General features: G+C 73.1%; 12 protein-coding genes. 4 read left to right on the top strand and 8 right to left on the bottom strand.

Annotated features, from left to right (window positions below; all coding sequences use genetic code 11):
* Nucleotides 1-93: 93 nt before the first annotated feature.
* The 4 genes from ASD33_RS09285 to miaA form a co-directional block, all read right to left on the bottom strand.
* Nucleotides 94-2322 (bottom strand): HD domain-containing protein, encoded by a 2229-nt coding sequence (locus ASD33_RS09285; protein ID WP_056556404.1) that lies wholly within the window; start codon nucleotides 2320-2322, stop codon nucleotides 94-96.
* Between the two features lie 205 nt (nucleotides 2323-2527).
* A complete protein-coding gene (gene dapF / locus ASD33_RS09280; protein ID WP_056556401.1) occupies nucleotides 2528-3397 on the bottom strand; it encodes a diaminopimelate epimerase in 870 nt (289 codons plus the stop codon).
* A 123-nt stretch (nucleotides 3398-3520) separates the two neighbouring features.
* Entirely contained in the window at nucleotides 3521-4024 is a 504-nt protein-coding gene (locus tag ASD33_RS09275) for a hypothetical protein (protein WP_056556398.1), read from the bottom strand.
* A gap of 108 nt (nucleotides 4025-4132) precedes the next feature.
* Nucleotides 4133-5071: a tRNA (adenosine(37)-N6)-dimethylallyltransferase MiaA gene (gene miaA, locus ASD33_RS09270; protein ID WP_056556395.1), complete on the bottom strand. Its 939-nt coding sequence runs from the start codon at nucleotides 5069-5071 to the stop codon at nucleotides 4133-4135.
* A gap of 154 nt (nucleotides 5072-5225) precedes the next feature.
* Here miaA and ASD33_RS09265 point away from each other — a divergent pair, with 154 nt between their 5' ends.
* Together ASD33_RS09265 and ASD33_RS09260 are read left to right on the top strand one after the other, a co-directional pair.
* Complete coding sequence (locus ASD33_RS09265) at nucleotides 5226-5456, top strand: hypothetical protein (protein WP_056556393.1); 231 nt, start codon at nucleotides 5226-5228, stop codon at nucleotides 5454-5456.
* A 49-nt stretch (nucleotides 5457-5505) separates the two neighbouring features.
* Entirely contained in the window at nucleotides 5506-5763 is a 258-nt protein-coding gene (locus tag ASD33_RS09260) for an antitoxin (protein WP_056556390.1), read from the top strand.
* 134 nt (nucleotides 5764-5897) lie between these two features.
* Here ASD33_RS09260 and ASD33_RS09255 read toward each other — a convergent pair whose 3' ends face one another.
* The 4 genes from ASD33_RS09255 to ASD33_RS09240 all read right to left on the bottom strand — a co-directional run bounded on the left by ASD33_RS09255 (nucleotide 5898) and on the right by ASD33_RS09240 (nucleotide 10661).
* Nucleotides 5898-6629 carry a hypothetical protein gene (locus ASD33_RS09255; protein WP_056556387.1) on the bottom strand — a complete coding sequence of 244 codons (732 nt, stop codon included), beginning with the start codon at nucleotides 6627-6629 and terminating at the stop codon, nucleotides 5898-5900.
* A 271-nt stretch (nucleotides 6630-6900) separates the two neighbouring features.
* Nucleotides 6901-8424 (bottom strand): tRNA (N6-isopentenyl adenosine(37)-C2)-methylthiotransferase MiaB, encoded by a 1524-nt coding sequence (gene miaB, locus ASD33_RS09250; protein WP_063991916.1) that lies wholly within the window; start codon nucleotides 8422-8424, stop codon nucleotides 6901-6903.
* Nucleotides 8425-8763: 339 nt separating this feature from the next.
* Nucleotides 8764-9414: a response regulator transcription factor gene (locus tag ASD33_RS09245; protein ID WP_056556384.1), complete on the bottom strand. Its 651-nt coding sequence runs from the start codon at nucleotides 9412-9414 to the stop codon at nucleotides 8764-8766.
* Nucleotides 9402-10661: a histidine kinase gene (locus ASD33_RS09240; RefSeq protein ID WP_056556381.1), complete on the bottom strand. Its 1260-nt coding sequence runs from the start codon at nucleotides 10659-10661 to the stop codon at nucleotides 9402-9404. The genes ASD33_RS09245 and ASD33_RS09240 overlap by 13 nt, the downstream gene beginning before the upstream one ends.
* A gap of 135 nt (nucleotides 10662-10796) precedes the next feature.
* Here ASD33_RS09240 and ASD33_RS09235 point away from each other — a divergent pair, with 135 nt between their 5' ends.
* Entirely contained in the window at nucleotides 10797-11294 is a 498-nt protein-coding gene (locus ASD33_RS09235; protein WP_056556378.1) for a hypothetical protein, read from the top strand.
* A 686-nt stretch (nucleotides 11295-11980) separates the two neighbouring features.
* Nucleotides 11981-12556 (top strand): hypothetical protein, encoded by a 576-nt coding sequence (locus ASD33_RS09230; RefSeq protein WP_157870015.1) that lies wholly within the window; start codon nucleotides 11981-11983, stop codon nucleotides 12554-12556.
* Nucleotides 12557-12641 lie beyond the last annotated feature (85 nt).

The raw sequence follows: 12641 nt of genomic DNA, 5'->3' as shown, positions 1-12641 counted from the left end.
CCCGACTTCACGCCGGGCGCACCCGTACCCCCGTCCTCACGCCCGGCGCACCCGAACCCCGTCCTCACGCCCGGCGCACCCGTACCCCCGTCCTCACGCCCGCCGGGGCTCCTGGCTCGGGCGGTGGCGGGCGCGGCTCACGTCGTACACGCCGGGGACGTCCCGCATGGCGCGCATGAGGGCGGAGAGGCCCGCCGCGTCGGGCAGATGGAGGGTGTACGTGTGGCGGACCCGCTGTTCGCTCGGCGGTTCGACGGTCGCGGAGACGACGGCCGCCCCGGCGACGGCGATGGCCTCGGTGAGGTCGGCGAGGAGGCCGGGCCGCCCGAAGGACTCGGCGACCAGCGTGACCCTGCCGTGGGCGGTGTCGCCCCAGCGGACGGTGACGGGGTCGCGGCCCAGACCGCGCATGGTGTCGACGGCGGCGCAGCCCGAGCGGTGGACGGTGACCGATCCGCCGCGCACCTTGAACCCGGTGATCTTGTCGGGGGGCACCGGGGTGCAGCAGCCGGCCGGGCGGACGGCCGAGGGCCGCTCCCCCTCCAGGTCGGCGTGGAGTTCGGCGCCGGAGCGGCGGTCCGCGACGAGGCCGGCGGCGGGGCGCGGGCCGGCGGCGGCTGCCGGTGCGGCGCTCTCGGGATGGGCCGCGAGCCAGCCGCTGATCGCGATCCGGGCGGCGGGGGTCCGGGCGTGGTCGAGCCACTCGGGCGACGGGCCCGACACGGCGTCGTGGGCCAGGAGCAGCTGGACGGTGTCGCCGTCGCCGAGGACGGTGCTCAGCGGGGCGAGGCGTCCGTTGACGCGGGCGCCGAGGCAGCCGTGGGCGGCCTCGCCGTGCTGCGCGTAGGCGGCGTCGACGCAGCTGGCTCCGGCGGGCAGGCTGAGCGTGCCGGGGGCGCTGCCGTCGGCGCGGAAGACGGTGATCTCGTCGTCCTCGGCGAGGTCGGCGCGGAGCGAGGTCCAGAAGGTGTCCGGGTCGGGCGCCGCCTGCTGCCAGTCCAGGAGCCGGGAGAGCCAGCCGGGGCGGGTGGGGTCGACGCGCTCGCCGTCCTCGGCGGGGCCCGCCGCCGTGTCCTGGAGGTCCTCGGCGGCCGACGCGGGGGCGGCGCCGGAAGCGGGCTCGGTGCCGGACGGTGCCGCGGCCTCCTGTCCGACGTGCGGATTGCCGAGGGCGACGACGCCGGCCTCGGCGACCTTGTGCATCCGGTGGGTGCGGATGAGCACTTCCGCGACGGCGCCGTCGGGGGCGGCGACGGCGGTGTGCAGGGACTGGTAGAGGTTGAACTTGGGGGCCGCGATGAAGTCCTTGAACTCGGAGATCACCGGGGTGAAGCAGGTGTGGAGCTCGCCGAGCACCCCGTAGCAGTCGGCGTCCTCGGTGACCAGGACGAGGAGCCGTCCGAAGTCGCAGCCGCGCAGTTCGCCGCGCTTGAGGCGGACCCGGTGCACGGAGACGAAGTGCCGGGGGCGGACGAGGACCTCGGCGCCGATGCCGGCCTCGCGGAGTACCGCCGACACCTGTTCGGCGACGGCGTCGAGCGCGTCCCCGGCTCCCGGTTCGGCGGCGATGAGCGCGCGCGTGGTCTCGTACTCCTCGGGGTGGAGGATGGCGAAGACGAGGTCCTCCAGCTCGGTCTTGAGGGCCTGGACCCCGAGCCGTTCGGCGAGCGGGATGAGGACGTCCCGGGTGACCCTGGCGATCCTGGCCTGTTTCTCGGGCCGCATCACGCCGAGGGTGCGCATGTTGTGGAGCCGGTCGGCGAGCTTGATCGACATCACCCGGACGTCGTTGCCGGTGGCGACGAGCATCTTGCGGAAGGTCTCGGGCTCGGCCGCGGCGCCGTAGTCGATCTTCTCCACCTTGGTGACGCCGTCGACCAGGTAGGCGACCTCGTCGCCGAACTCCTGGCGGACCTGATCGAGGGTCACCTCGGTGTCCTCGACGGTGTCGTGGAGGAGGGAGGCGGTCAAGGTGGTGGTCTCCGCGCCGAGTTCGGCGAGGATGAGGGTCACCGCGAGCGGGTGGGTGATGTACGCCTCGCCGCTCTTGCGGAACTGGCCGCGGTGCGAGGACTCGGCGAGTACGTACGCCCGGCGCAGCACCGTCAGGTCGGCCTCGGGATGGTGGGCGCGGTGCGCCTCCGCGACATGACTGATGGCGTCCGGCAGCCGGTCGCGCGGCGCCGGTCCGGCTGTGGCGCCGAGCAGGGCGGCGCGGCCGAGCCGGCGCAGGTCGATCCGGGCGCGTCCGCGTCTGCGGACGGTCACATCGGTGTCGGCGGACTCCGCCGCGCTCACAGGGTTGGTGGCCTCTGCGCTCATGGGGCACCCTCCGGCAACGTCGACCGGCGGTGGGCGGGCCAGGCGTGCCCTGGGGGCCGGTGCTTGATGCTACCGACCCCACCACGTGGCGCAGTCGCGCTCTCGCTCAGCGTGAATCGGATCACCCATTCGAGCGACAAATCAGTCGTTGACTGTTTCGATTCCGTCGCTTCCTTCGATTCCGCGCCGCTGCGGGGACCTGGTCTCAGCCGAGCCAGGCGGGGTCGACGGTGCCCTCGGCGACGATCACGGCGGGGCCGGCCATGTCGATCCGCCCGTCGGGGTGCTCGGTGATGACGAGGGTCCCGCCGAGCACGTCGACGGTGTACGTCACGGGAGTGCCGGTCTCGGCGGGGTCGGCGCCGTCCCTGCGGGCGGAGGCGACGGCGACGGCGCACGCGCCGGTGCCGCAGGAGCGCGTCTCGGCGGCGCCGCGCTCGTGGACCCGCATGGCGACGTGGCGGGGGCCCCGGTCGACGACGAACTCGATGTTCACGCCGTCCGGGTAGACCGCGGCCGGAGCGTACGGCGGCTCGGTGAAGAGGTTGCCCGCGTGGTCGAGGTCCTCGACGAAGGCGACCGCGTGCGGGTTGCCCATGTTCACGTTCCGCGCGGGCCAGCTGCGGCCGTCGACGGTGACGGTGACCCCGTCCTCGGGGAGGGCCGCGCGGCCCATGGCGACGGTGACGGATCCGTCCTTGTCGAGGTGGACGTGCTTGACCCCGCCCCGGGTGGCGACGGCGACCTCGCCGGCGGTGATGTGCCCGGCGTGCTCCAGGTAACGGGCGAAGACCCGGACCCCGTTCCCGCACATCTCGGCGACCGAACCGTCGGCGTTCCGGTAGTCCATGAACCACTCGGCCTCGTCGGCCAGGTGCCGCGCCTCGGGGTGGGCGGCGCTGCGCACGACGTGCAGCAGCCCGTCGCCGCCGATCCCGGCCCGGCGGTCGCAGAGCCGCGCGACGACGGCGGGCGGCAGGTCGACGGCGTTCTCCGCGTCGGGAATGATCACGAAGTCGTTCTCGGTGCCGTGGCCCTTGAGGAACGGGAGCGATGAGGTCTGCGCGTTGGTCACGAGATCAACTGTACGGGTCGGCCCCGAACGGCGGCCGGGTTGTCCACAGGGCGACCCGGGCCGGTCCTCCACAGGGCGCCGAGCGACGCGGACGGCCGACAGGTCGGTACGCCGGGCCCCCGCTCAGCGCAGGCGGGCGACGCGCCAGACCGCGAGGGCCACCAGGGCCGTGATCGTCGACACGTACAGGACGAGGACGCGCCAGTCGGGGCGCTCCCCCGAGCCGCGCTGCGGGAGGCCCGGCCAGGTGTAGCCGACCTTGCGGGCGGCCATCATGCCCCAGCCCGCCGCACAGGAACTGATGAGCAGTCCGAGCATGGCGACGACGGCGCCGCCGTCACCGGAGCCGAAGGCGAGCGGGAAGGCGAACATCAGCGAGCCGATGGCGGCCAGGCCCACGATCGGGGCGAGCTGCCAGATCCTCAGCCGCCGCTGGGGGCGCAGCTCGACCTCGACCTCGTCGGCGTCCACCTCCAGGGCGGTGCCGACCGCGTCGTCGGGACCGTCCGCGGCGAGACCCGAGGGACCGACGGGGACGCCGCCGTCCGTCGGACCGCCCGGGATTCCGCTCGTCGGCTCATCCGGGGCCGCTTCGTGCTGTTCTCTGTCGCGAGGGCCGGCCTCCATCGCCACGCGCCCTCCCCACTCGGACTCCACTTGGTCGATCGATGCTCGATGATGGCACGCTCCCGACCGCCGAAATGACGGGCAGTGCGTCCCGATGCCATCACGTGATCAGGCTGTAACCGCTCGTTCGACCAACGAGAGCGCCTCAGCCGGGAGTTCCCCGCGGTGATCGGCGGCTCCGCTGAGCCAGTGCACGCGCGGGTCGCGGCGGAACCACGAGTCCTGGCGGCGGGCGAAGCGCTTGGTGGCGCGCACGGTCTCGGCGCGGGCCTCGTCCTCGGTGCACTCCCCCGCGAGCGCGGCGAGGACCTGCTGGTAGCCGAGGGCGCGGGCGGCGGTGCGCCCCTCGCGCAGACCGCGCGCCTCCAGGGTGCGCACCTCGTCGACGAGACCGTCCTCCCACATCCGGTCCACCCGGGTGGCGATCCGTTCGTCGAGCTCGGGGCGGGCCACGTCGACGCCGATCTGCACGGTGTCGTAGACGGAGTCGGGACCCGGGAGGTTGGCGGTGAAGGGCTTGCCGGTGATCTCGATCACCTCGAGGGCGCGGACGATGCGGCGTCCGTTGCTGGGCAGGATGGCGCGGGCCGCCTCGGGGTCGGAATCGGTGAGCCGGGCGTGCAGGACGCCGGAGCCGCCCTCTTCGAGTTCGGCCTCCAGCCGGGCCCGGACGGCGGGGTCGGTGCCGGGGAACTCCAGGGCGTCGACGGCGCCCCGTACGTACAGGCCGGAGCCGCCGACGAGGACCGGGGTGCGGCCGGCCGCGAGCAGCCGGTCGATCTCGGCGCGGGCGAGCCGCTGGTACTCGGCGACGCTGGCGGCCTCCGTCACGTCCCAGATGTCGAGGAGGTGGTGCGGGATGCCGCCGCGTTCCCCGGGCGTCAGTTTGGCGGTGCCGATGTCCATCCCCCGGTAGAGCTGCATCGAGTCGGCGTTGACGACCTCGCCGCCGAGCTGCTGGGCCAGGAATACACCCAGATCGGACTTTCCGGCCGCTGTGGGGCCGACGACGGCGATGACCCGCGGGGCGGGAGCTGCGCTTCTCACCGCACCAGTCTCGCAAACCTCCCGGGCTGTCCCCGAATGAGCTACGTGACGGGCCGCGTCCGGCCTTCGTTGGCCGCTGCGGGGTTCCGGCCCCGTTCGCCACGGAACCCGACCCGTCCGAGTACGCTATGGAGTGAATATGGGCGTTTTTTCAATGTTTCGCCGCAAGGGTGCGGATGCCTCGTCGGAGGACGTCGAGGCCGCCACGGCGGCGGAGGAGGCCGCGACCGAAGCGGCGGACGCGGACGGTTCCGACGGCGTGGACGGCACGGACGGGGCGGTGGCGGAGTCGGCTCCCGTCGCCGCGGTCGTCGACATCCCGAAGCAGCAGTCGGCCGAGGCCGCCGCCGACAGTACGGCCGGCGAAGGCGCCGGCAAGGAGTAGCAGGACACGGAACGAGGACTCCTCGGGGTCCACGGAGGGAAGGTGCCCCATGGGTCTCCTGGATTCGCTGAAGGCAAAGCTCGCCCCGGCCAAGGACAAGGTCGCCGACCTCGCGCAGCAGCACGGGGACAAGATCGACCACGGCATCGAGAAGGCCGCGAAGCTGGTCGACGAGAAGACCAAGGGCAAGTACAGCGACAAGATCCATTCCGGTACGGACAAGGCCAAGGACGCACTGGACAGGATCGGTCACAAGGACGACGGCACGCCCGGGAGCGGCGGCACGACACCGCCGCCGACCGTCTGACGTCCGGCGTCACCCGACAGTCCCTCCGCACGGCGGACGGCCGCGGAGCACCTCGCTCCGCGGCCGTCCGCCGTTCGCCGTTCGTCGTTCGTCGTTCGTCGTTCGTCGTTCGTCGTGTGTCGCCCGTTCCGTCGTCAGGACCAGGCGGCCACGAAGTAGCCCACGCCGTACGGGGCGTCCTCGAAGAGCAGCCGGCCGTCGAGCCCCGCGCCCTCGGCGGCGCCCGCGAGGACCTGCCAGGGGGCGCGGCCGGCCGCCTTCAGCTCGTACGCGAGTTCCGGGTCGAGGGCGAGCAGCGCGGCCGCGTCGGCCGCGCCCAGCGCGCGGGCGGCCTCGGCGTCGAAGGCGGCGGCCCGCTCGTCCAGGTAGCCGGGGGCCTTCACGGTCCGGCAGGCGCTGCCGTCGCCGGTCACCAGGAGAGCGACCCGCCCGGCGGAGTCGGCGAGCCCGCGGCCGAGCCCGGCGCAGACGTCCGGGGTGGCGGCGCCGTCGACGGCGAGGCCCTCGATCGGCGCGTCGGCCCAGTCGGCCCGTTCCAGGAGCCAGGCCCCGACGGCGAGGGAGACGGGCAGCGGCCTGCCGGTGTCCGTTCGGCCCGGTTCTCCTGACCCGGCCGGGTCCCCCAGGCGTACGGAGAGGTCGACGCCGAAGCCCGCGAAGGAGCCCGTCGAGCCGGCCGGGAAGACACCCTGGGCGCCCTCGTCGGCGGGTCCGACGACGTACAGCCGGTCGGGGCGGGCGGCGGCGAGCAGCCCGAGGGCGTCCGCGCAGGCCACCCGCGCGGCGTCCAGCTCGGGGGCGGCACCGGTCGCGACCTCGGGCACGAGGAGCGGGGGGCAGGGGCAGACTGCTGCGGCGACAAGCATGATCCGCAGCCTACTGCGCCCCACTCACGGTGCGGCGGTGACCGGCGCACCCACCGTCACCGGCGGGGCGGGGGCGGATTGCACCGGCACGGCGTACGAGGGCACGGGGCGCGAGACGGCTCAGTGGCCTGTGGCGTACGCGGCCCGGGCGCGAGGCGACTCAGTGGCCCGTGGCGTACGCGGCCCGGGCGCGAGACGTCTCAGTGGCCCGGCGCGGGGCGGGACGGCGCAGGGCCCGATGGGTTGGTCCGCGTCGCCCGCCCCGTGATCCTCAGTGGCTTCCGCAGGCCGGAGCGTCGGCCGTCGGGAGCGGGGCCGGGACGCCGATCTTCGGGAGGCCCAGCAGGACGCCCTTCGGCTTCTCGGCGGTGCGCTTCTCCCAGGCGTCGCCGGCGCGGGTGCGGCGTACCGCCGACACCTGGCCCTCGGCGAGCAGGTGGTGCGGGGCGGCGTAGGTGATCTCGACGGTCACCACGTCGCCGGGGCGGACGTCCTCGGCCGGCTTGGTGAAGTGGACGAGCCGGTTGTCGGGGGCACGGCCCGAGAGTCGGTCGGTGGCGCCGTCCTTGCGGCCCTCGCCCTCGGCGACCATGACCTCCAGGGTGCGGCCGACCTGCTTCTTGTTCTCCTCCCAGGAGATCTCCTCCTGGAGGGCGACGAGGCGCATGTAGCGCTCCTGCACGACCTCCTTGGGGATCTGGTGGTCCATCTCGGCGGCCGGGGTGCCGGGGCGCTTGGAGTACTGGAAGGTGAAGGCGTTCGCGAAGCGGGCCTCGCGGACGGCGTGCATCGTCTGCTCGAAGTCCTCCTCGGTCTCGCCGGGGAAGCCCACGATGATGTCGGTGGAGATGGCGGCGTGCGGGATGGCCGCGCGGACCTTCTCGATGATCCCGAGGAAACGCTCCTGCCGGTACGAGCGACGCATCGCGCGCAGGATCGAGTCCGAGCCGGACTGCATCGGCATGTGCAGCTGCGGCATGACGTTCGGGGTCTCGGCCATCGCCGCGATCACGTCGTCGGTGAAGTCGCGGGGGTGCGGGGAGGTGAAGCGGACGCGCTCCAGGCCCTCGATGGTCCCGCAGGCGCGCAGCAGCTTGGAGAAGGCCTCGCGGTCGCCGAGGTCGGAGCCGTACGCGTTGACGTTCTGGCCGAGCAGGGTGATCTCGGAGACGCCCTCGGCGACCAGCGCCTCGATCTCGGCGAGGATGTCGCCGGGGCGGCGGTCCTCCTCCTTGCCGCGCAGGGCGGGCACGATGCAGAAGGTGCAGGTGTTGTTGCAGCCGACGGAGATCGAGACCCAGGCCGCGTACGCCGACTCGCGTCGGGTCGGCAGGGTGGAGGGGAAGGCCTCCAGGGACTCGGCGATCTCGATCTGCGCCTCCTCCTGGACGCGGGCGCGCTCCAGGAGGACGGGGAGCTTGCCGATGTTGTGCGTGCCGAAGACCACGTCGACCCAGGGAGCCCTGGAGACGATGGTCTCGCGGTCCTTCTGGGCGAGGCAGCCGCCGACGGCGATCTGCATGCCGGGGCGGGTGGTCTTCATCGGGGCGAGCCGGCCGAGGTTGCCGTACAGCTTGTTGTCGGCGTTCTCGCGGACCGCGCAGGTGTTGAAGACGACGACGTCGGCGTCCCCGTCCGAGCCCTGGGGAGCCCGGACGTACCCCGCCTCTTCCAGTAGACCGGAGAGCCGCTCGGAGTCGTGGACGTTCATCTGACACCCGTAGGTGCGGATCTCGTAGCTTCGAGTAACGCCCACTTCGTCCACCGCTCCGGCCCGGTCACTGCTGCTGGTCATGCCCCAAGGGTAAGGGTGGCCGGCGACATCCCCTCCATCGCGGACCTGGTGCCCCTACTGGCCACCCCCGTCACAGCTGCCGAACTCGACGAGTGCTGTCGGGCCCGTTCGCCTGGCGACGGCCGATGGCTGCGCCGACGAGCTGGTGCGTGAGAGCGGTGGAGGCGTGTTTCGCCCGGTCGTGGCCTGGTCTCAGGTGTGGGCGGTGCGGACGGAGACGAGGCCGGCGATGGCCCGGTAGGTGCCGGGCTTCCTCTCTGGCTGTGTGCACGGGCGGGAGGGCGATCTTGTTTGGCCTTCTGGGCGGCGTTCGACCGGGCATGCGGGCGTGATCGCGCGCTATGCGGTCGCAACGCCCAGGAAGCGCAACACCGCCAGGACGCGGCGGTGGTCGGCGTCGGCCTTGGGCAGGTCGAGCTTGGTGAAGATGCTGTTGATGTGCTTGGCGACCGCGCTCTCGCTCACGACCAGCTCGGAGGCGACGCCGGAGTTGGACCGGCCGCCCGCCATCAGCTCCAGCACCTCCCGCTCGCGCGGCGTCAGCCGGTCGAGCGGATCGCTGTGCCGGCGCACCAGCAGCTGCGCGACGACCTGCGGGTCGAGCGCGGTGCCGCCGGCAGCCACCCGGCGTACCGCCTCGGCGAACTCCTCGACGTCGGCGACCCGTTGCTTGAGCAGATAGCCGACGCCCGAGGTGTGGGCGGCGAGCAGATCGGCGGCGTACCGCTCCTCCACGTACTGCGACAGCAGGAGCACGGCGGTACCCGGGTACTGGCGGCGGATCACCAGCGCGGCGCGCACTCCCTCGTCGGTGAAGCCGGGCGGCATGCGCACGTCGACCACGGCGATGTCGGGCCGGTGCTCCTCGACGGCTGCCAGCAGCCCTTCCGCGTCGGCGACTTGCGCGCACATCTCGAACCCGGCCGCCTCCAGCACCTTGACCACGCCGATGCGCAGCAACAGGGAATCCTCGGCGATCACGGCGCGCACGGCAGCTCCACGGTGATGACGGTCGGGCCCCCGGCGGGGCTGCGGCAGGAGAACGTGCCGTCGACGGACGCGACGCGCTTGGCGAGCCCGGCAAGCCCGGTGCCACCGCCGGCCACCGCGAGATCCGCGCCGCCCGCTCCGTCGTCCGCGACGACCACCAGCAGTGTCTCCCCGATCCGCTCCACGGTCACGTCCGCCCGGGTCGCCCGGGCGTGTTTGACCACGTTCGTCAGGGCTTCGGAGACCACGAAGTACGCGACGGCCTCGACCGTGGGTGAGGGGCGCTGCGGCAGGTGCACCGCCACACCCACCGGGATCGGGAGGCGGGCGGCGACCCCGGACAGCGCGGCGTCGAGGCCGCGGTCCTCGAGGACGGCCGGATGCAGGCCGCGCACCAGGTCGTCCAGCTCGGCGATCGCCTCCTTCGCCTCGCGGTGCGCCTCGTCGATCACCTTGCGGGCCTCCTCCGGCAGGTCGCCGAGGGTGGCCCTGGCCAGGCCCAGGTTGACGGCGAGTGAGACGAGGCGCTGCTGTACGCCGTCGTGCAGGTCGCGCTCGATCCGCCGCCGCTCGGCGTCGGCGGCGTCGAGCGCGTCGGCCCGGCTCTCGGCGAGGTCGGCGACCCGGCGGGCCAGCTTCTCCGTGCGGCTGGGGCCGAGCAGAACCTCGGCCGCCCTCTTCTCCAGCCGCACCAGAGCGCCGGTCAGACGGGGCCCGAGGAACAACAGGGCGAGGCCGCCGGCGGTGATGTACGCGGCCTGCATGGTGTAGCCGAGGTCGGCGACCCGCCACTGCTGGGGCAGCGCCCAGATCCACACGTAGAGGGAGGCGGCCACGACAGCGGCGGCCCAGACGGCGAGGACGCCGAGGTCCAGGACGGCGAGCAGCGGTCCCGCCACGGCGTGGTAGCAGACCTGCCGCCACGAGGCCCGGCCGGTCAGCCGGCGAACCACCGACTTCCCGGTGACGGCGGGGCGCGGGAGGTCCTTGCCGACGAGCGCCCGGTAGCGCCGCCGCTGCCCGGCGGTCAGCAGGGGTGTCACCACGAGCGTGAGCAGCACGGGCAGCGGAGTCACGGCCACCGCGCCGGGCGTGCGCACCAACGCCGCCATCGCGCCGAGCAGCCAGAGCCACAGTGGCACCACGGCGAGGTGGAGCGGCAGGCCGGCGGCGACCAGCGCGGTCCGATGTCCTGCCCTGCGGAACGGCGGGCCCGGCAGCAGCCGCAGCCACGTGGTGAGTTGCATGCGTCAGACGGTAAAGCCGCAGGCCATCCCCGTGCCATGACGTTCTCGCCCGGTTCGGGGGTGCACTTTTCTCCACCCCAGGTCGGAACCCTGGGTGACCGACGGCGCCCTGGTGTGCGGCGGAGGGTGGAGCCCATGAAGGGACGAACCGATGGCGAGCGGGAGAAGACGATGCGTCAACTGGTGTGGTGCGATGAGGATGTGGCGGGTGCCGAGGTCATCCCGCTCCACGAAGAGGCGGAGGAGCCGCGCCCCGCGCGGGGCATGCGGCGCGCCGAGTGGCTGCTGGTCGTCTGCGGGCTCGCCCTGCTGCCGTGGCTGTACGTGCTGGCCACCGGCCTGTCGGCCACCGCGACCGCGGTGCACTGGCCGGTCGCCTGGGTCGGACTCGACGCGCTGGAAGCGCTCGGCCTGATCGCCACCGGCCTCCTCGCCGCACGCGGCGACCGGCGGCACGCCCTGGCAGCCGCCGCGACCGCGACGCTGCTGGTGGTGGACGCCTGGTTCGACACCACGACCGCGGCCCCGGGCGGCGACTTCGCCACCGCAGTCGCCATGGCGCTCGGCGCCGAGCTGCCGCTCGCTGCGCTGTGCGGCCGGCTGGCGCTGCGGGCGCTGAGCCGGCCCGCGTGACGCCGACCGCCCAGCCAGGTCAGGGACTTCGGCTCGCCGAGTGCGCCGAGCTTGCTGCGTGCAATCCGCGCGCTGTCCTGGTGTCACGATCGGAGAGAGCGGGCGGCAGCGGCCGTCCGCGCTCAGGTGGAGCTCGGTGGTGAACCCGCCCCGCGAGCGGCACCGTTCGGGCAGGTCACGGCGGTTACGTGATCAACCGGGCAAGTCCTTGGAGTTCTGGGACCCCTGAAGACGTCGGAGCTGATAGATCCTGCGCACCCCCTCGACGAGCAAGCCGGTTCCCGCCAGGACGGCGAAGATCGAATATGGGGACGGAAGGGCCTCGGACACATTGAGGCCGAGCAGCACTGCACCCACTGCGATGACCCCACAGGCTGTCCATTTGTTCACGATCACTCCTGCGGTACGTGAGGGCACAAAGGGTGCATAGCGCTTTCCGGGTGTCTGCCGCCAGAGGAAAGCCGGCGCGGGCAGCCTCCAAGAGGCGGAACCGAATGTACAGGCGGTCAGCCACCAGACCGCGCTCCCGCCGGCTGGAGCCGCCCGCTCCCGGTCTCGCACCGCGCAGCCCCTATTCTCCGGTGGTGCTCAATCGACTGCAAGGGGAGGACGTGGGCAGGCAGGAGATGCGTCGGAAGGTCTTCGAGCCGCTGAGGCGGGCGGGCTTGGAGGTGCTTGAGGGAGGCGTGCCGGACGCTCCCCTGCCGGTGTTCGCCGTGGTCCAGACGGTCGGCTGCGGTCAGGAGACGGGTCGGCGGGACGCTTACGTCGGCTTCGACGAACCGGACCTCATCGGCCGGGCCAACCGGGGCTGGTACGAGCTGGCGACCTCCTTCGGCCTGTTCGGCGCCGACCGCGAGTTCCTGCTGGCCCTGCCGGCCCACCGCTACAACCCGAGGGTGGACCTGCACCGGCCCTACGTCTGGCGTCGGGTACGCCTGCTCGACGACTGGGACATCATGGGCGCGGCGGCCGGAATCCGCCGGGGAAGGTCCGTGCTCGGATTCGACGACTGTCTGCTCGGCTCGCGAGCCGGACGTCCCGAGTTCTCGATGCTCTCCCTCGACAGCACGGTCTCCGTGGTCGGGACGACCTGGCAGGGCGGTATCAGCTCTCTGGCGGTGCCCGACCCGGGTGACACCGAGCCCGTACGCAGGCTGATCGACTACGAGGCGAACCAGGCCGAGGACATTTCGGAGCACCGCCTGGATGCCGAAGCGTGGCTGCGGCGCGAGGCACCGGCCGCGGCGGACGGGGCGTGAACGATCGGGGCCGGCTCTCGCCCCCGCTCATCGACAGGCGGGGCCGCGACCTCGAAGCCGCCCGCTGCCCCTACCCCGGGGCTTC

Origin of the sequence: Streptomyces sp. Root1304, assembly GCF_001426405.1 — a bacterium.
GTDB lineage: Bacteria > Actinomycetota > Actinomycetes > Streptomycetales > Streptomycetaceae > Streptomyces.
This window is presented reverse-complemented; position numbering and strand designations above follow the sequence as displayed.